This window comes from Streptomyces sp. 135, assembly GCF_020026305.1.
Classification (GTDB): domain Bacteria; phylum Actinomycetota; class Actinomycetes; order Streptomycetales; family Streptomycetaceae; genus Streptomyces.
This window is the reverse complement of the sequence record NZ_CP075691.1, coordinates 6,201,916-6,221,142: the sequence shown is the minus strand read 5'-3', so window position 1 is coordinate 6,221,142 and position 19,227 is coordinate 6,201,916. Positions and strand designations below refer to the sequence as shown.

The following is a 19,227-nucleotide window of genomic DNA, read 5'->3' as shown; positions in this document are numbered from 1 at the left end:
AACAGGGCGCTCTGGATGGGCGAGGGGCCCGGCCGGGCGTCAGAACAGCACGCTCATGAACGCGCCGACCTCCCGGAAGCCCACGCGTCGGTACGCCGCCCGGGCCGCGGTGTTGAAGTCGTTGACGTACAGGCTGACGACGGGGGCGACGTCCGCGAGGGCGTAGCGCAGGACGGCGGCCATGCCGGGGGCGGCGAGGCCACGGCCGCGGTACTCGGGGGCCACCCAGACGCCCTGGACCTGGCAGGCCCGCGCGGTGGCGGCGCCGATCTCGGCCTTGAAGACGACCTTGCCCTCGTCGTCGAGGCGGGCGAACGAGCGCCCGGAGCCGACCAGTTCCGCGACGCGCGCCTGGTAGAGCAGGCCACCGTCGCCGGCCATCGGGGAGACGCCGACCTCCTCGGTGAACATCGCCACGCACGCCGGCATGATCGTGTCCATCTCGTCCTTGCGGACGCGGCGGACGTACGGGTCGGGGGCGACGTCGTCCGGCAGCCGGTCGGTGACCATCAGGGGCTGCCGGGTGCGGACCTCGCGGGCGGGGCCCCAGGACGGTTCGAGGAGCCGCCACAGCTGGGCCGTGGCGGTCGCGGGGCCGACGATGGAGGAGCAGCGGCGGCCGGCCCTGCGGGCGCGGTCGGCGAAGCCGCGCACGGCCCGCGGGGTGGCGCAGATGGGGACGAGGTTGGCGCCCGCGTAGCAGAGCGACTCCAGCATGCCGCCCTCGTACCAGCCCCACATCTCGCCGCCGAGGCGCCACGGGTCGAGACCGGCCACCTGGACGCGAGCGGTCACGAAGGCGTTCGCGACCGGCTCGCGGTCGAGCACGGCCATCGCGGCGTCGAGGTCACTCGGTTCGAGGACCCGGGTGGTGGTCTGAGTCAACACGTGCGGGGGCCTCACCATACGGTCTGCTGATCTCCGCACTGTACCTGGCGAGGGCGGCGGGTGCGGGGGGCGCCTGCTGTCCGCGGCCCCCCGCCGCGGTGTCTCAGCCCGCCACCGAGATCGTCGGTTCGCCGGAGGCGACGCCGTCCTTCTCCATCTGCTCGGCGATCTTCATCGCCTCGTCGATGAGGGTCTCCACGATCTTCGACTCGGGGACTGTCTTGATGACCTCGCCCTTGACGAAGATCTGGCCCTTGCCGTTGCCGGAGGCGACGCCGAGGTCGGCCTCGCGGGCCTCGCCGGGGCCGTTGACGACGCAGCCCATGACGGCGACGCGCAGCGGCACCTCCATGCCCTCCAGACCGGCGGTGACCTCTTCGGCCAGCTTGTAGACGTCGACCTGGGCGCGGCCGCAGGACGGGCAGGAGACGATCTCCAGGCGGCGCTGGCGGAGGTTGAGGGACTCCAGGATCTGGATGCCGACCTTGATCTCCTCGGCGGGCGGTGCCGACAGGGACACCCGGATCGTGTCGCCGATGCCCTCGGAGAGCAGCGCGCCGAAGGCGACCGCCGACTTGATGGTGCCCTGGAAGGCGGGGCCGGCCTCGGTGACGCCGAGGTGCAGGGGGTAGTCGCACTGGGCGGCGAGCTGGCGGTAGGCGTTGACCATGACGACCGGGTCGTTGTGCTTGACCGAGATCTTGATGTCCCGGAAGCCGTGCTCCTCGAAGAGGGACGCCTCCCACAGGGCGGACTCGACCAGGGCCTCGGGGGTCGCCTTGCCGTACTTCTTCAGCAGCCGCGCGTCCAGGGAGCCGGCGTTGACACCGATGCGGATCGGCGTGCCCGCGTCCTTGGCGGCCTTCGCGATCTCCTTGACCTTGTCGTCGAACTGCTTGATGTTGCCGGGGTTGACCCGGACCGCCGCGCAGCCCGCGTCGATCGCCGCGAAGACGTACTTCGGCTGGAAGTGGATGTCCGCGATGACCGGGATCTGCGACTTCCGCGCGATGGTCGCCAGCGCGTCCGCGTCGTCCTGCGTCGGGCACGCCACCCGCACGATCTGGCAGCCCGAGGCCGTCAGCTCCGCGATCTGCTGGAGGGTGGCGCCGATGTCGGACGTACGCGTCGTGGTCATCGACTGCACCGAGACCGGGGCGTCTCCGCCGACGGCCACCGAACCGACCTGGATCTTGCGGCTGACCCTTCGGTCGGCGAGCTTGGTCGGAACGGACGGGATTCCGAGCGATACGGCAGTCATCTGGCGAGCATCCCCAAGAGTGTGGATCACAAGAGTGTGGATCGAGGTCCCGAGATCGGCGGGCTCCAGGCTTCGAGATTACGGCACCCCGAGGGGCCCGGGCACACCACGTCCGGAAGTCCACCCAATGGGGGGCGGCCCGGCGCATAGCACGCCGGGCCGCCCTGTTCCTGCTGAAATCAGGAAATTCTCACCGGGTTCACGACATCCGCGATGAGTACCAGGATCGTGAAGCAGATGAAGATCCCCGCCACCACGTAGGCGACCGGCATCAGCTTCGCCACGTCGAACGGGCCCGGGTCGGGGCGGCGCAGGACCTTCGCCGTGTTGCGGCGCACGGACTCCCACAGGGCGCCCGCGATGTGGCCGCCGTCGAGCGGCAGCAGCGGCAGCATGTTGAAGAGGAAGAGCGAGAGGTTGAAGCCCGCGATGAGGAACAGCATCATCGCGATCTGGTTCTGCGGCGGGATGTCCAGGGTGAACACGTCGCCGCCGACGCGGGCGGCGCCCACCACGCCCATGGGCGAGTCCTGCTTGCGCTCGCCGTCGCCGAACGCCGCGTCCCACAGGTCCGGGATCTTGGACGGCAGGGCGATGATCGACTCGACGCCGTTCTCCATCATGTCGCCCATGCGCTCCACGGACTGGCCGAAGGACTGCTGGACGATGCCGGTGGCGGGGGTGAAGCCGAGGAAGCCCGCGTAGACGTACTTGCCCTCGACGTACGCGCCCTCGCCGTCGGTCTTGGTGACCTGGTTCTTGATGAGGTCGGCGTGCAGGTCGATGCGCTTGCCGTCCCGCTCGACCGTGAGGGTGGCCGGGCCGATGGTCTCGCGGATCTTCGACTGGAGCGTGGACCAGTCGTCGACGGCCTGCCCCTGGAAGGCGACGATCTTGTCGCCCGGCTTGAGGCCCGCCGCCTTGGCGGGCGCCGCCTTGTCGCCCTTCTCGCACTTGGAGCGGTTCTCGCTCTGCTGGATGACGCAGTCCGAGACCTTGCTGACCTGGGTCGTCTGGCTGCTGATGCCGAACGTCATCATCACGCCGAGGAAGATCGCCACGGCGAGGATGAGGTTCATGAAGGGGCCCGCGAACATCACGATCACGCGCTTCCACGGCTTGCGCGTGTAGAAGAGGCGGGTCTCGTCGCCGGGCCGCAGCTCCTCGAAGGCCGCCGAGCGGGCGTCCTCGATCATGCCGCGCCAGGGCGAGGTGGAGCGTGCCTCTATGCGGCCGTCCGCGCCCGGCGGGAACATGCCGATCATGCGGATGTAGCCGCCGAGGGGGATGGCCTTGATGCCGTACTCGGTGTCGCCCTTCTTGCGCGAGAACAGGGTCGGGCCGAAGCCGACCATGTACTGCGGCACCCGGATGCCGAACATCTTGGCGGTCGACAGGTGCCCCAGCTCGTGCCAGGCGATCGAGAAGAGCAGCCCGATCACGAAGACGACTATCCCGAGGATCATCATCAAGGTCGTCATGCACGAGCCTCCGCGGTCGTCTGTGCTGCCAGTTCGCGTGCCCGGGCGCGCGCCCAGGTCTCCGCTTCGAGGACGTCCGCGACGGTGAGGGAGGTTCCCCCCGAGGGCGTGCCGTGCTCGTCCACGACCCTCGTCACCGTCTCCATGATGCCGTTGAAGGGCAGCGCGCCCTTGAGGAACGCGGCCACGCATTCCTCGTTGGCGGCATTGAACACCGCCGGGGCCGTGCCCGCGAGCGCTCCGACGTGCCGGGCCAGCCCGACCGACGGGAACGCCTCGTCGTCGAGCGGGAAGAACTCCCAGCTCGACGCCTTGGTCCAGTCGAAGGCGGGCGCCGCGTCGGGCACCCGCTCGGGCCAGCCGATGCCGATGGCGATCGGACCGCGCATGTCCGGCGGGGTCGCCTGGGCGAGGGTGGAGCCGTCGGTGAACTCCACCATGGAGTGCACGTATGACTGCGGGTGGACGACGACCTCGATGCGGTCGAAGGGGATGTCGTAGAGGAGGTGCGCCTCGATGACCTCAAGACCCTTGTTGACCAGCGTCGCGGAGTTGACCGTGATCACCGGGCCCATGGCCCAGGTGGGGTGCGCGAGCGCGTCCTCGGGGGTGACGTGCGCGAGATCGGCCTTCGTACGTCCGCGGAAGGGGCCGCCGGAGGCGGTGACGACGAGTTTGCGTACGTCCGCGCGGGTGCCGGCGGCGAGCGCCTGGAAGAGGGCGGCGTGCTCGGAGTCGACCGGGATGATCTGGCCGGGCTTGGCGATCGCCTTCACGAGGGGGCCGCCGACGATCAGCGATTCCTTGTTGGCGAGCGCGAGGGTGCGGCCGGCCTCCAGGGCGGCGAGCGTCGGCGCGAGGCCGATGGAGCCGGTGATGCCGTTGAGGACCGTGTGGCAGGCGGAGGCGGCGACCTGCGTGGCGGCGTCCGGTCCGGCGAGGATCTCGGGGAGCGGCTCCCCCGCCTCGTACTGCCCCTGGAGGGCTTCGCGCAGCGCCGGTACTGCGTCCTCGCGGGCGACCGCGACGGTCTTCACCCGGAGCCGGCGTGCCTGCTCGGCGAGGAGGCCGACGCGGCCGCCCGCGGCGGAGAGCGCGGTGACGCGGAAGCGGTCGGGGTTGCGCAGGACGAGGTCGATGGCCTGGGTGCCGATCGAACCCGTGGACCCGAGGATGACGATGTCCCGCGGTCCGTCCCCGTCCGCGATGGAGACGGGGTCGAAGACGAGATGCGGGTCGGCGAGGGGGGATGGGCTGTCGCTCATGCCCCCATTGTGGCCGCACGACGTCGCCGCCCGGACCCCGCGGGCCCCGATGTGGCGTACGTGGCGTCCGGCGCGGGTCACCGCTTCTTGCGGCGGCGCCTTTGCCGGGGGCGGTCCGCGGGGCTCGGGCCGTCCTCCCCCGTCTCTCCCGGCTCGTCCTGCCCGGGCGTGAAGTCGCCCCGTACGACGCCTTCCTCCGTGTCCATCGTGGGCGCGCTGAAGCGGAGCGGGCCGGTGCTCCCGGGCGCCTCCAGGTCCGATGGTTCGACCTGGACGTCCAGGTTGAAGAGGTAGCCGACGGACTCCTCCTTGATGGCGTCCATCATCGCGGTGAACAGGTCGAAGCCCTCGCGCTGGAACTCGAAGAGGGGGTCCCTGCCGAGGTAGGAGCGCATCCAGATGCCCTCCTGGAGGTAGTCCATCTCATACAGGTGTTCGCGCCACTTCCGGTCGAGGACCGCGAGCACCACGCGGCGCTCCAGCTCGCGCATGACGTCCTCGCCGAGTTCGCGCTCGCGTTCCGCGTAGCGCGCGTGGATGTCCTCGATGAGGCGCTCGCCGATCAGGGCGGCGGTCAGCTCCGCGCGGGAACCCGCGGCCTCCTCCAGCTCCTCGACGGTGACGCCCACGGGGTAGAGCTGGCCGAAGGCGCTCCACAGCCGGTCGAGGTCCCATTCCTCGCCGAACCCCTCGGCGGTCTCCGCGGCCACGTACGCGTCGATGGTGTCGTCCATGAAGTGGTGGATCTGCTCGCGCAGGTCCTCGCCCTCCAGGACGCGGCGGCGTTCGGCGTAGACGAGGGAGCGCTGGCGGTTGAGGACCTCGTCGTACTTGAGGACGTTCTTGCGGGTCTCGAAGTGCTGCTGTTCGACCTGGGACTGCGCGGAGGCGATGGCGCGGGTCACCATCTTGTTCTCGATGGGCACGTCGTCGGGGACGTTGGCCATCAGCATGACCCGCTCGACGAGTTCGGCGCGGAACAGCCGCATCAGGTCGTCGCCGAGCGAGAGGTAGAAGCGGGACTGCCCGGGGTCGCCCTGGCGGCCGCTGCGTCCGCGCAGCTGGTTGTCGATGCGGCGGGACTCGTGCCGCTCGGTGCCGAGGACGTACAGGCCGCCGAGTTCCTTGACCTCGTCGTGCTCGGCGGCGGCCTCGGCCTCGATGCGTGCCAGGACTTCGCGGTACTCCTCCTGGGCCGTCTCGGGAGTGAGGCCGCGCTGCGTCAGCTCGGCCTCGGCCATGGCCTCGGGGTTGCCGCCCAACATGATGTCGGTGCCGCGTCCTGCCATGTTCGTGGCGACGGTGACGGCGCCCTTGCGCCCGGCCTGGGCGACGATCCGCGCCTCGCGCCGGTGGTTCTTGGCGTTCAGCACCTCGTGCGGGATGCCGCGCCGGGCCAGCAGCGCAGAGAGGTGCTCGGACTTCGCGACGGAGACGGTGCCGACCAGGACGGGCTGGCCCGCGCGGTGCCGTTCGGCGATGTCCGTGACGACCGCGTCGAACTTCACGGACTCCTCGCGGTAGACGACGTCGGGTCTGTCGGCGCGGACCATCGGCTTGTTGGTGGGAATGGGCACCACGTGCAGTTTGTAGATCTGATGGAATTCGGCGGCCTCCGTCATGGCGGTGCCGGTCATTCCGGAGAGTTTGTCGTAGAGGCGGAAGAAATTCTGGAGGGTGATCGTGGCGAGGGTCTGGTTCTCGTCCTTGATCGTCACGCCTTCCTTGGCCTCGATCGCCTGGTGAACGCCTTCGTTGTACCGGCGTCCGGCGAGGATGCGCCCGGTGTGCTCGTCGACGATCAATACCTCGCCGTCGGTGACGACATAGTCCTTGTCCCTCTTGAAGTGCTCTTTCGCCTTGAGCGCGTTGTTCAGCTGGCCGATGAGGGAGGTGTGGGCCGAGTCGTAGAGGTTGTCGATGCCGAGCTGGTCCTCCAGGAATTCCACGCCGCTGTCGAGGATCGCGACGGTGCGTTTCTTCGGGTCGTACTCATAGTGGTACGCGGCCCGCAGTTCGGCCAGTTCGAGCTTGGCCTGCGGGGTGGTGAACTTCTCGTCCTGGATCGCGACGCCCTTCATCCTGCGCACCGCCGCGGCGAAGAACGCGTACCACTGCGTCGGCTGGTCGGCGGGCCCCGAGATGATCAGCGGGGTGCGCGCCTCGTCGATGAGGATGGAGTCCGCCTCGTCGACGATCGCGAAATGGTGTCCGCGCTGCACCAGTTCGTCCTTGGACCAGGCCATGTTGTCGCGCAGATAGTCGAAGCCGAATTCGTTGTTGGTGCCGTACGTGATGTCGCAGGCATACGCGGCACGGCGCTCGGCCGGGCTCATCTCGGCCCTGATGACGCCGACGCTCAAACCGAGGAAATCGTAGGCGCGGCCCATCCAGCGGGCGTCGCGCGCGGCCAGGTAGTCGTTGACCGTGACGAGGTGGACGCCTTTGCCCGTCAGTGCGTTCAGATAGGCGGGCAGCGTCGCGGACAGGGTCTTTCCCTCGCCGGTCTGCATCTCGGCGACGGTGCCGAGGTGGAGGGCCGCGCCGCCCATGACCTGGACGTCGAAGTGGCGCATGCCGAGGGTGCGCCGGGCCGCCTCGCGGACGGTGGCGAAGGCCTCGGGGAGCAGGTCGTCGAGGCTCTCGCCATCGGCGTACCGCTCTCTGTACTCGTCGGTGAGCGCGCGCAGTTCGGCGTCGGAGAGCCGCTCGACGTCGTTCTCGATGGAGTTGACCTGATCCCGCAGGCGTTCCAGGCGGCGCAGCATTCTGCCTTCGCCCGCGCGCATGATCTTTCCGGTGAGGCGTTCCAATTTGAGTACGGACAACGGAATTCCCCCCTGATTCCCCGGCCGGTCCGCTCATTGTGGGCGGGCTCCAACTCCCGGGCAAGCGGACCGGTTTCGGGCGGGGCGGAATGCGACGGGTGGGAATTGATTCAGCGGGTGGGGTGCGTGCTTCCAGCGAATAGGGCGCGCTTTCAGCGAATGGGGCGGTGGACGTTGTCGTGTTTGGAGGGGCCCGGGGCCGCTTCCGCGATCCACGGCCCGTCGCCGGAGGGGTCGATGATCCCCGATTCGAGCCAGGTGTAGGTGCCCGAGAGGACGCCCCTGACCACCTTGTGGTCCAGGTCGTCGGTGTTGGTCCACAGCCGGCCGAAGAGTTCCTCGACGCGGATGCGGGACTGACGGCAGAAGACGTCGGCCAGTTGGTACGCCTCGCGGCCGTGGTCCTCGGTGGTGCGCAGGAGTTCGGCGCGTACGCAGGCCGCGCTCATGGCGAAGAGCTCCGCCCCGATGTCGACGACGCGGCCGAGGAAGCCCTGCTTGGTCTCCATCTTTCCCTGCCAGCGGGACATGGCGTAGAAGGTGGAGCGGGCCAGCTTGCGGGCGCCGCGCTCGACGTAGCGCAGGTGGCCGGAGAGGTCCGCGTGCCCGGGCGGGTGGAACTCGGCGTAGGAGCGCGGGAGCTGGCCGGGCCCCGCCACCAGCTTCGGCAGCCAGCGTGCGTAGAAGCCGCCGGCCCTGGCGCCCGCCTTGGCCTTGTCGGAGAGGGTCTTGTCGGGGTCGATGAGGTCGCCGGCGACCTTCAGGTGGGCGTCGACGGCCTCGCGGGCGATCAGCAGGTGCATGATCTCCGTGGAGCCCTCGAAGATGCGGTTGATGCGCAGGTCCCGCAGGATCTGCTCGGCGGGCACGGCACGCTCGCCGCGGGCCGCGAGGGACTCGGCGGTCTCGAAGCCGCGGCCGCCGCGGATCTGCACCAGTTCGTCGGCCATCAGCCAGGCCATCTCGGAGCCGTACAGCTTGGCGAGTGCGGCCTCGATGCGGATGTCGTTGCGGTCCTCGTCGGCCATCTGCGAGGAGAGGTCGAGGACGGCTTCGAGCGCGAAGGTGGTCGCCGCGATGAAGGAGATCTTCGCGCCGACCGCCTCGTGGTGCGCGACCGGCTTGCCCCACTGCTCACGGGCGCCCGACCACTCGCGGGCGATCTTCAGGCACCACTTGCCCGCGCCGACGCACATGGCGGGCAGGGAGAGCCGTCCGGTGTTGAGGGTGGTGAGGGCGATCTTCAGCCCCGCGCCTTCCGGGCCGATGCGGTTCGCGGCCGGGACCCGCACCTGGTGGAAGCGGGTGACGCCGTTCTCCAGGCCGCGCAGGCCCATGAAGGCGTTGCGGTTCTCGACGGTGACGCCCTCGGAGTCCGCCTCGACGACGAAGGCCGTGATGCCGCCCTTGTGGCCCTCGGACTTCGGCACGCGCGCCATTACGACGAGCAGGTCGGCGACGACGCCGTTGGTCGTCCACAGCTTCACGCCGTCCAGGACGTAATCGTCGCCGTCGGGCACGGCCATGGTGGCAAGGCGTGCCGGGTCCGAGCCGACGTCCGGCTCGGTCAGCAGGAAGGCCGTGATGTCGGTGGTGGCGCAGCGCGGCAGGAAGGCGTCCTTCTGCGCCTGTGTGCCGAAGATCTTCAGCGGCTGCGGTACGCCGATCGACTGGTGCGCGGAGAGCAGCGCCCCGATCGCGGGGCTCGCGGAGCCGACGAGGGCGAGGGCCTTGTTGTAGTACACCTGCGTGAGGCCGAGCCCGCCGTACTTCGTGTCGATCTTCATGCCGAGGGCGCCGAGTTCCTTGAGGCCCTTGATGGTCTCGTCGGGGATGCGCGCCTCGCGCTCGATGCGGGCCGAGTCGATCTTCGTCTCGCAGAACTCCCGGAGCCTGGCGAGGAACTCCTCGCCGCGTACGGCGTCCTCGGCCGGGGGCATCGGATGCGGGTGGATCAGGTCGAGCCGGAAGCGCCCGAGGAAGAGTTCCTTGGCGAAGCTGGGCTTGCGCCAGTCCTGCTCGCGGGCGGCCTCGGCGACCCGCCGGGCCTCGCGTTCGCTCACGGACGGTTTGGGGGTTGGTGCGGTCATGAGGAGCTCACCTCGCCGCGCAGAAGGGTCGGGTACGGGCTGCGGTTACTGCCTGGTGCTACTGGATCGTTGGTACCCCATTCGTCCCGGACCCACCAGTCCTCGCGCAGCGTTCGTACGAGACGCGTCCGGCGTACGCACGAAAACGGCCGGAGCCCCCGCACAGTGGGCTCCGGCCGTTGTCCTCGGGGGACGTGGCTGCTGAGTGGCTTACAGGGCGAGGCCCGTCAGCACCATGACCCGCTCGTAGGTGTAGTCGTCCATCGCGTAGCGGACGCCCTCGCGGCCGACGCCGGACTGCTTGACGCCGCCGTACGGCATCTGGTCGGCGCGGTAGGACGGGGCGTCGCCGATGACCACGCCGCCGACCTCCAGGGCGCGGTGCGCGCGGAAGGCGGTCTGCAGGTCGTGCGTGAAGACGCCCGCCTGGAGGCCGTACTTGGAGTCGTTGACGGCGGCGAACGCCTCCGCCTCGCCGTCCACCTTCTTGACGGTGAGGACCGGTCCGAAGACCTCCTCGCAGGCGATGGTCACGTCGGCCGGTACGTCGGCGAGGACGGTCGGCGCGTAGGTGGCGCCGTCGCGCTTGCCACCGGTGAGCAGCTGCGCGCCCGCCTTGACGGCCTCGTCGACCCAGGACTCCACGCGCTTGGCGGCGTCCTCGTTGACCAGCGGGCCGACGTCGGTCTTCGGGTCGGAGGGGTCGCCGGTGACCTGGGCCTCGACGGCCTCGACGACGCGCGGCACGAGCCGGTCGTACACGGAGGCGTCGGCGATGACCCGCTGCACGGAGATGCAGGACTGGCCGCCCTGGTAGTTGGAGAAGGTCGCGATGCGCGAGGCGGCCCAGTCCAGGTCCTCGTCCGAGGAGAAGTCGCCGAGGACGACGGCCGCGCCGTTGCCGCCGAGCTCCAGGGTGCAGTGCTTGCGCGGCACCGAGTCCATGATCGCGTAGCCGACCTTGTCGGAGCCGGTGAAGGAGATGACCGGCATGCGCTCGTCCTGGACGAGGGCGGGCATCTTGTCGTTGGCGACCGGCAGGACCGACCAGGAGCCGGCGGGCAGGTCCGTCTCCGCGAGCAGCTCGCCGAGGATCAGACCGGACAGCGGGGTCGCCGGGGCGGGCTTCAGGATGATCGGCGCGCCGACGGCGATGGCCGGGGCGACCTTGTGCGCGCAGAGGTTCAGCGGGAAGTTGAACGGCGCGATGCCGAGGACGACGCCCTTGGGGAAGCGGCGGGTCAGGGCGAGGCGGCCCTGGCCGCCGGCGTCGGTGTCCAGGCGCTGGGCCTCGCCGCCGTTGAAGCGGCGGGCCTCCTCCGCGGCGAACCGGAAGACGGAGACCGCGCGGCCGACCTCGCCGCGGGCCCACTTGATCGGCTTGCCGTTCTCGGCGGAGATGAGCTGCGCGATCTCCTCCGTGCGCTCGACGAGGCGGCGGCTCACGTGGTCGAGGGCGGCGGCGCGGGCGTGGGCCGGGGTCGCGGCGAACTCGTCGCGGACGGCGTACGCGGCGGCGACGGCCTCCTCGACCTGGGCGTCGGTCGGGACGGCCGCCTTGGCGACGAGCCGGCCGTCCCAGGGGGAGGTGACGTCGAACGTGGTCTCGCCGGTGGTCTGGCGACCGGCGAGCCAGAAGGCGTGGATGGAAGTCATGTGATTCCCGGCCCTTCCGCGGAGGTGTGTCTGGGGGGTACGTGGTACGTCCCTCACCGTAGGGGGAGGTGGAGTTCTTGACGTTTGTCCGGGGCGGAGTACTGGCCGGGGGCCTCGCGCCGGTTTGTACGGGCGGGGGGTTGGGGGGCGGGGCGGGGCTTTGGTTGGCGCCGGCGCCGCGCGGCATGTGCGGGGGTGTCTTGGCTTGGCGACTGCGCTGCGCGGCATGTGCGGGTGTGTCGTGGCTGAGCGCGCCGTTCCCCGCGCCCCCTTCGGGGCGCGTCTCAGTCCGTTGTCGTCGTTGTTGCCTTCAGGGACAGCCACAGCTCCATGCGGACGTCCGGGTCGTCCAGGGAGCGGCCGAGGATTTCCTCCACCCTGCGCATGCGGTAGCGCAGGGTGTGGCGGTGGACGCCCAGGTCTGCCGCTGCGGCGTCCCACTGGCCGTGGCGGGAGAGCCAGGCGCGCAGGGAGGCGACGAGGTCGCCGCGGCCGGTCGCGTCGTGTTCGTGCAGTGCTCGCAGCAGGCCGTCCGCGAAGGCCCGCACCGCGTCGTCCGCGAGCAGCGGGAGCACGGACCCGGCGGCCAGTTCCTCGTGCTCGACCAGGGCCCTGCCGCGCCGCCGGGCGACGGACAGCGCCTGCTCGGCCTGCTTGTACGCGGTGGCCGCGGCGATCGGCCCCGCCGGTGCGGACAGGCCCATCACCAGCTCGGGCTCCTCGCCGGACGCCGTGGCCTCGCGCCCGGCGGCGCCCCGCCCGGCCTCCAGGGCGGCGGCGTACTGCGCGCAGGCCCGCGCCCCGGCGCCGCCGTCCACGACGAGCAGCACCAGCCGCTCCCCGTAGGGGACGACGAGCAGGGCCTCGCCGGAGCGGGCGGCCGCGGCCTCGACGATGTCGACGAGCGCGGCGAGCGGGTCGCCGCCGACCGAGGCCGCCGCCACGGCGAGCACCGCGGCCGATGTCGCGGCCGGTGCCGGAGCAGCCTTCTCGCCGCTCTCCTCGGGGCCCGGCGCCGCGCCCGCCCGCACCCGGGCCGCCGACGCGGAGGCCACCTCGGCGACGACGAGCCGGAAAGGGGCGTCCAGGAGGCCGCCGTAGAGATCCCCGGCGACGGTCCGCGCGTGGTCGGGCTCCCCGGCCAGCAGCATCCGCAGCACGGCGGCGCCGATCCGCTGCTCGGCCGCGTGCAGCGCGCGCGACCGCTCGGTGGTGAGGGTCAGGAGCGCGATCGCGGAGTGCACCGCGTACCGCTCGGCGGTGCCGAGGGTGGACGCCGTGCCGACGGCGAGCGCGGCGCGCGGCCTGCGGCCGGTGCCGAGGGAGTGCAGCTCCACGCGGTCCTCGGCGCCCGCGACGACCGAGCTGGCGGGCGCGGGCCGCTCCCTGAGGCGTTCGACGTCGGCGGTGAGCCGGGCGGCCCGGCGGGTGGCCCACTCCGGTGCGGTGGCGACGACGGCGCCGGACGCGTCGTACAGCGCGGCCCAGCCGTCGACCTGCCCGGCGAGCGCGAGCAGCAGGCCTTCGGGACCGTCGCTCAGCGCCTGCCTGGTCAGCTCGCGCTGGGCGGAGAACCCGGCGGTCACCGCGCGGTACTGCTCCTCCGCGATGGCGGCGGACACGGCCTTGCTGATGGCGATGAACGGCGTGCGGCGCGGCACCTCGATGAGCGGGAGCTCCGCCTCGGTGGCGGCGTCGAGGAGGGCTTTGGGGATGTCGGGGTAGTGGACGCCGACGGCGAAGCCGAGGCCGACGACGCCCGCGCCCGCGAGCCGTTTCACGTAGCGCCGCATGGCCTGCGGGTCTTCCGCGTCCAGTTTGAGCGCGGTGATCAGGAGCAGTTCGCCGCCCTCCATGTAGGGCACGGGGTCGGCGAGTTCGCTGGCGTGCGCCCAGCGCACGGGGGTGTCCAGGCGCTCCTCGCCCGCACGCACGGTCAGTTTGAGCGCGGAGTGGTGGACGAGCGAGGCGAGCGTGGGCGGCATGGGACCTTCAGGTCTGCGGCAGGCGGGGCGGGCGGACTTCCCGGCGGCCCGAGGGCCCGTGGGCTCCGAGGTTCGGTGGCCCGGGCGCCGGGATGTGGATCTTTTGGCCGGTCCGTATGAACGACCTGTGTCGATTCTGCCTCACCGTACGGTGTGGACAAGACCGGCCGCCCCCGTACGTGTGTCACCGGGTCGGCGCCCCTTCCGGGCCGCCGTCACCCGCGCAGGTCCACCAGCAGCGGCGGCGCGTACTCCCCTCGTACGTCGGTGAGCGAGAGCACCGCGTGCCCCGGCGGCATGGCGTGGGCCAGCTCGGACGCCGACCAGCGCTCGCGCTCCACCTGGCGGACGGTGACGGCGTCCCTGGTCACCGTCTTGCCGGTGACCAGCTTGCGCAGCGCGTGCAGGGCGCGGGTCATCGGCTGGTCCGCGAAGACCGCGTGCTGGGCGACCTCGCGGGTCTCGATCCACGCCTTGCCCCACGCCTCCGCGAAGCGTCTGCCGTCCCACGTCGAGATTCCCGAGAAGGCCATACGGCAGCCGACGGTGGCGTACAGCGGTCCTTGCAGCGGTTCGGGTACGTCGCTCACGGTGCGCAGGGCGAGCACCACTCCCGCGTTCGCCGACCGCAGGCGCTGCATGCCCCTGACCGTCTCGGCGGTCACGGTCCGCGTGGCGTCGTCGAGGACGAGGCAGATGAAGTGCTCACGGTCGGCGCGGGTGTGCGCCATGGCGTTGAACTGGGCGAGGAGGAGGCGGGCGAGCAGCCGGGACGCCTCCGCGTGCCCCCGCTCGGGCAGGTCGATGCGGACGCGCATCGGGTGGTGCACCACGGCGCGCAGGGAGAAGGGGCTGTCGCTGCCCGCGCCGAAGAAGTCGGCGAACGCGGGCCGGTCGAGGAGAGCGAGCCGGTCGGCGAGGGCGGGGCCCGGGTCGGCGACGCTGCCCTGCTGGCGGATCCGCGCGTCGAGTTCGCGCCGCATCACGGCGTGCTCCTGCGAGCCGAGGGCCTGGCGCAGGTCCGCCACCGCCGCGGGCACGCCTTCGAGCAGTTCCCGGAGCAGCGGCACGGAGGGGAACCGTCCGTACGCGGCCCAGTAGGGGCCGAGCACTTGGGCCAGCGTGGTGGCCGCGCGGCGGCTGTCCACCGCGTCGAGGTCGCCGACCAGGCCCTCGGCCAGGAAGGAGGCGGCCTCGTCCGGATCCGTGGTGCCCGCGTACAGGTCGAGGTCGTGCGTCGATGCGGGGTCGCCGAGCTTGACGACGACGTCGTACGCGTCGTCCGCGCCGAGCGGCGTACCCGCGGGGCACACCGCGACGACCGCGCAGCTGCCGGTGAGCGCCTGGAGGGAGAGGGATTCGACGACGGGCCGGATGAGCCTGCCGGTCTTGCCCGCGCCGGACGGTCCCACCGCGAGCAGCGAGGTGCCGAGCACCGCGGGGTCCAGGGCGATGCCCGCGCCGCGGCTGGCCCGGGGGTTGCGCTCCTCGGGGACGCACCGGCCGATCCTGACCTGCCCCACGAGCAGGTCGTGGAGCGCGTCGCGCGAGGGGAGGTCGCGGGCTCCGGAGGGGTGCGTCCACGCCGCGCCGCCCTGGCGCAGCACCGTCTCGGTGAACGAGGCGATCAGGGCCGAGCGCTGCTGTGCCGCGCTCCACCCCCGGCGCACCCGGACGCAGTCGACGTCGTTCATCCGGCCGCCGAGCACCTCGGCGGCGAGCACGTCGGCCGCCTGGTGCTGTCCCGCCCCCCTGAGTTCGGGCCACTGGGCGCGGGGCGCGACCGGGGCGGGGCCCGGCGGGGGCGGCGGCAGCTTCGGGTCCTTCCGGGAGTCGGCCGCCCAGCTCCGCACGAGGCCCCGCCAGTCGCCGAGCCGCGCGAAGGGCCACAGGACCGCCGCGGTGATCAGGGTGTACAGGCCATAGGTGACGAACTCGTTCTCGAAGACCTGGTATCCGCCCGTGCACAACGCCATCAGGGCCATGACGGGTGTGGCGATCGGCAGCGCGTCCCAGGAGACCGCCGGGAAGGCCTGCGGCCAGACGAACACCAGCACGAGCAGCGCGCCGAGCGCCGAGCGGATCGCCCGGACGGGCTGCTCCCTCCGGGCGATGACGTGCCGCAGGGCCTCGGACCAGTTCCCGAGGCGCCCGACGCCGTACACCAGCAGTCCGAAGAAGACGCCGTTGACGACGACCAGGGCTTCATAGCCCTGCCACACGCTCGGTTCGAGGCTCGCCGCGTAGAACCACTCGCCGGGCAGGAACAACTGGATGAGCGGCGTCTGGTAGGGCATGCGCCCTTGCCGCCAGAGGAACCAGACGAACAGCCCGAGTACGAGGGAGATCGTCATCCCGGCCAGCAGGGCGCGGTCCAGGCGCCGCCCGTCCTCCTCGTCCGGCGGCGGTGGGACGTGCCGGAACCGCCAGATCCCGGGGCCCGCGTCGGGGCGCGGCGCGTTCAGCCAGTCGGCGGTCTCCGACGGCGCCGCGGGCGGGCGGCGCGGCATCGGCGGTGCGGCACGGCCGCGGACGGCTCGGGCGGCAGGCCGACGGGCGGGGCCGGGAGGCTGTCCGGCCGGCGCGGCACGGGAGTCGCGTGCGTGCCGTGCACGTCCTGCGTACCGTCGGAATCCATGATCCTTGCCCCCTGGCCTGCCGCTCTCCTGGTTCGCGGGCCAATCTAGTGCCATGGCAAGGGGAGTTCACCGGCTACGCGCCCGGGTCCGTGGACGACGGTGGTGAGGCGGTCTCCCACGAGAAGCCGTCCGGGTCGGTGAAGGGACCCGTGTCGGCACCGATCGTGAGCCGGTGCGAGCCGCTGCCGTCGGCAGACACCCCGGGGTCCTTGGCGAGAGCGCGGCGACGGTAGAGCGCCAGCTTCACGGGGCTCGGGCCGGGCTCGGACTCCGCGTACACGGCCGGCGCTCTTCGCCACGGTGAGGCCCCGGCGGCCCGCAGCCGTATCTGTGTGTCCAGCTCGAAGGCGGCGGCGTGGAAGCGGCGGGCGGCCGCGAGGTCGGCCACGTCGAGGGTGACGGCGTCGATGACGGTCTTGCCCTCACACCGCCTGGGGTTCGGCGGCCGGGGTCCGTCGGTTCCTGACCGGTCTCGACACCTGTTTCACCACGCACGGCGGCACCCCCTCCGCGGCGCGGGCCGCCGCGCGCCGGTAGGCGCCCGGCGACATGCCGACCAGCTCGGTGAAACGGGTGCTGAAGGTGCCGAGCGAGGAGCAGCCGACCAGGAAGCAGACCTCGGTGACGCCGAGGTCGCCGCGGCGCAGCAGAGCCGTCGCGCGTTCGATGCGACGCGTCATCAGATACGCGTAGGGCGACTCGCCGTAGGCCTGCCGGAACTGGCGGCTGAGGTGCCCGGCGGACAGGTGCGCGCCGCGGGCGAGCGCCTCGACGTTCAGCGGCCGGGCGTACTCCCGGTCGATCCGGTCACGTACGCGGCGCAGCCTGGCGAGGTCGCCCGTGCGATGTGCCGCGGCGCGTGCGCGGCCCCACGAGGGGTGACACATGAGGGAACTCCTTCGGGTGGGTGAGGCACAGTCGTGCGGATGAGGCGCAGTTGTACGGGTGCGGCTCAGCGGACCTCCTGGATGCGGATCAGGTTGCCCGCGGGGTCGCGGAAGGCGCAGTCGCGGATGCCGTACGGCTGCTCGGTCGGTTCCTGGACGACCTCGGCGTCGCCCGCCCGCACCTTCTCGAAGGTGGCGTCGAGGTCCCGGGTGGCCAGCAGGATCCAGCCGTAGGTGCCCTTGGCCATCATCTCGGCGATGGTGCGCCGCTCGTCCTCGGTGACCCCGGGGTCGGCGGCGGGCGGGGCCAGGAGGATGGACGTGCCGGGCTGGCCGACGGGGCCGACGGTGATCCAGCGCATCCTGCCCTGACCGACGTCGCTGCGGACCTCCATGCCGAGGGTGTCGCGGTAGAAGGCCAGGGAGGCGTCCGGGTCGTCGTGCGGGAGGGCCGTGGTGTGAATCGTGATGTCCATGACGATGAGGCTAGGCAGGGCGGCCGCGCCGCGCTTCTCGATTCCTGATCGATGGCCGCCCCTGCCCGGCCGGGGGCCCTGCTATGTCCATCACGGACAACCGCCGCGCCGAACAACTCCCCCATGGAGCATGCCCGCGCCCCCGTACCGCCCCTAACCTGCGAAGAAAGCAGAGATACGCCCGGAAGACGGCGTCCCGGACGCTCCTCGTGGCCGGCCGGCGTCCCGCGGTCACCGATCCACCCAAGACCCCACCCCCAGGAGTCCCCCATGAGCGCACTTCCGCAGGAGCGTCGCCTCGTCACCGCCATCCCCGGTCCGAAGTCGCAGGAGCTGCAGGCCCGCCGCACCGCCGTGGTGGCCGGTGGCGTGGGCTCCGTGCTGCCCGTCTTCACCGCCCGCGCGGGCGGCGGCATCATCGAGGACGTCGACGGCAACCGGCTGATCGACTTCGGTTCCGGCATCGCCGTGACGTCCGTCGGCGCCTCCGCCGAGGCCGTGGTGCGCCGGGCCTCCGCCCAGCTCCAGGACTTCACGCACACCTGCTTCATGGTCACGCCGTACGAGGGTTACGTGGCCGTCGCCGAGGCGCTCGCCGAGCTGACGCCGGGCGACCACGAGAAGAAGTCGGCGCTGTTCAACTCCGGCGCCGAGGCCGTCGAGAACGCCGTCAAGATCGCCCGTGCGTACACCAAGCGCCAGGCCGTCGTCGTCTTCGACCACGGCTACCACGGCCGTACGAACCTCACGATGGCGCTGACCGCCAAGAACATGCCGTACAAGCACGGCTTCGGCCCGTTCGCCCCCGAGGTCTACCGCGTCCCGGTCGCCTACGGCTACCGCTGGCCGACCGGTGCCGAGAACGCCGGTCCCGAGGCCGCCAAGCAGGCCATCGACCAGATCACCAAGCAGGTCGGCGCGGAGAACGTCGCCGCGATCATCATCGAGCCGGTGCTCGGCGAGGGCGGCTTCATCGAGCCCGCGAAGGGCTTCCTGCCGGAGATCGTGAAGTTCGCCAACGACAACGGCATCGTCTTCGTGGCGGACGAGATCCAGTCCGGCTTCTGCCGCACCGGCCAGTGGTTCGCCTGTGAGGACGAGGGCATCGTCCCGGACCTGATCACCACGGCCAAGGGCATCGCGGGCGGCCTGCCGCTCGCCGCCGTCACGGGCCGCGCCGAGATCATGGACGCCCCGCACGCGGGCGGCCTCGGCGGCACCTACGGCGGCAACCCGGTGGCCTGCGCCGGTGCGCTCGGTGCCATCGAGACCATGAAGGAGCTCGACCTCAACGCCAAGGCGAAGAGCATCGAGGCCACCATGAAGGCCCGCCTGGGCGCCATGGCCGAGAAGTTCGACATCATCGGCGACGTCCGTGGCCGCGGCGCGATGATCGCCATCGAGCTGGTCAAGGACCGTACGACGAAGGAGCCGAACCCGGCGGCCACCGCGGCCCTGGCCAAGGCCTGCCACGCGGAGGGCCTGCTGGTCCTGACCTGCGGCACGTACGGCAACGTCCTGCGCTTCCTGCCGCCGCTGGTCATCGGCGACGACCTGCTGAACGAGGGCCTGGACATCCTTGAGGGCGCCTTCGCGGGCGTCTGAGTCCGCCGGGGCCTCTCGGAGTGACCATCGGGGGCGTGTGAAGAACGTGTGCGGGCCCTATGACGGGTTGCCGATGTTCCTGTCGGCCCGCCACCGCCTGCCGTACGGTTTCTGCAGATGAGAGAGACACCCCGCCCACAGGGGACTGTGGGCGACACCAGGGCGG

The 19,227-nt window shown here is 71.5% G+C and carries 13 protein-coding genes; 1 reads left to right on the top strand and 12 read right to left on the bottom strand.

What is annotated here, in order from left to right:
* Positions 1-39: 39 nt before the first annotated feature.
* The 12 genes from KKZ08_RS28160 to KKZ08_RS28105 form a co-directional block, all read right to left on the bottom strand.
* A complete protein-coding gene (locus KKZ08_RS28160; protein ID WP_223777091.1) occupies positions 40-888 on the bottom strand; it encodes a GNAT family N-acetyltransferase in 849 nt (282 codons plus the stop codon).
* A gap of 103 nt (positions 889-991) precedes the next feature.
* Complete coding sequence (gene ispG / locus KKZ08_RS28155) at positions 992-2,149, bottom strand: flavodoxin-dependent (E)-4-hydroxy-3-methylbut-2-enyl-diphosphate synthase (RefSeq protein WP_223777090.1); 1,158 nt, start codon at positions 2,147-2,149, stop codon at positions 992-994.
* A gap of 179 nt (positions 2,150-2,328) precedes the next feature.
* The gene (locus tag KKZ08_RS28150) at positions 2,329-3,630 is read right to left on the bottom strand and encodes a site-2 protease family protein (RefSeq protein WP_223777089.1); all 1,302 of its coding nucleotides are present in this window, start codon (positions 3,628-3,630) and stop codon (positions 2,329-2,331) included.
* Positions 3,627-4,895, bottom strand: coding sequence for a 1-deoxy-D-xylulose-5-phosphate reductoisomerase (dxr, locus tag KKZ08_RS28145; RefSeq protein ID WP_223777088.1), 1,269 nt, complete (start codon positions 4,893-4,895; stop codon positions 3,627-3,629). Before dxr ends, KKZ08_RS28150 begins: the two co-directional genes overlap by 4 nt.
* Positions 4,896-4,972: 77 nt before the next feature.
* Entirely contained in the window at positions 4,973-7,684 is a 2,712-nt protein-coding gene (secA, locus tag KKZ08_RS28140; RefSeq protein ID WP_223779217.1) for a preprotein translocase subunit SecA, read from the bottom strand.
* Between the two features lie 191 nt (positions 7,685-7,875).
* Positions 7,876-9,813, bottom strand: a complete 1,938-nt coding sequence (locus KKZ08_RS28135; protein WP_223777087.1) for an acyl-CoA dehydrogenase family protein — start codon at positions 9,811-9,813, stop codon at positions 7,876-7,878.
* Positions 9,814-10,023: 210 nt separating this feature from the next.
* Positions 10,024-11,469, bottom strand: coding sequence for an aldehyde dehydrogenase family protein (locus KKZ08_RS28130; RefSeq protein WP_223777086.1), 1,446 nt, complete (start codon positions 11,467-11,469; stop codon positions 10,024-10,026).
* Between the two features lie 284 nt (positions 11,470-11,753).
* Positions 11,754-13,454 (bottom strand): PucR family transcriptional regulator, encoded by a 1,701-nt coding sequence (locus KKZ08_RS28125; RefSeq protein WP_223777085.1) that lies wholly within the window; start codon positions 13,452-13,454, stop codon positions 11,754-11,756.
* Between the two features lie 215 nt (positions 13,455-13,669).
* Complete coding sequence (locus KKZ08_RS28120) at positions 13,670-15,964, bottom strand: ATP/GTP-binding protein (RefSeq protein WP_223777084.1); 2,295 nt, start codon at positions 15,962-15,964, stop codon at positions 13,670-13,672.
* Between the two features lie 202 nt (positions 15,965-16,166).
* Complete coding sequence (locus tag KKZ08_RS28115; RefSeq protein ID WP_223777083.1) at positions 16,167-16,481, bottom strand: hypothetical protein; 315 nt, start codon at positions 16,479-16,481, stop codon at positions 16,167-16,169.
* A 34-nt stretch (positions 16,482-16,515) separates the two neighbouring features.
* A complete protein-coding gene (locus KKZ08_RS28110) occupies positions 16,516-16,980 on the bottom strand; it encodes a helix-turn-helix transcriptional regulator (protein WP_223777082.1) in 465 nt (154 codons plus the stop codon).
* Positions 16,981-17,045: 65 nt separating this feature from the next.
* A complete protein-coding gene (locus tag KKZ08_RS28105) occupies positions 17,046-17,456 on the bottom strand; it encodes a VOC family protein (RefSeq protein WP_223777081.1) in 411 nt (136 codons plus the stop codon).
* Between the two features lie 270 nt (positions 17,457-17,726).
* On the opposite strand from KKZ08_RS28105, the gene gabT reads away from it, so the two are divergent.
* The gene (gene gabT, locus KKZ08_RS28100; protein ID WP_223777080.1) at positions 17,727-19,061 is read left to right on the top strand and encodes a 4-aminobutyrate--2-oxoglutarate transaminase; all 1,335 of its coding nucleotides are present in this window, start codon (positions 17,727-17,729) and stop codon (positions 19,059-19,061) included.
* The last annotated feature ends 166 nt before the right edge of the window (positions 19,062-19,227 follow it).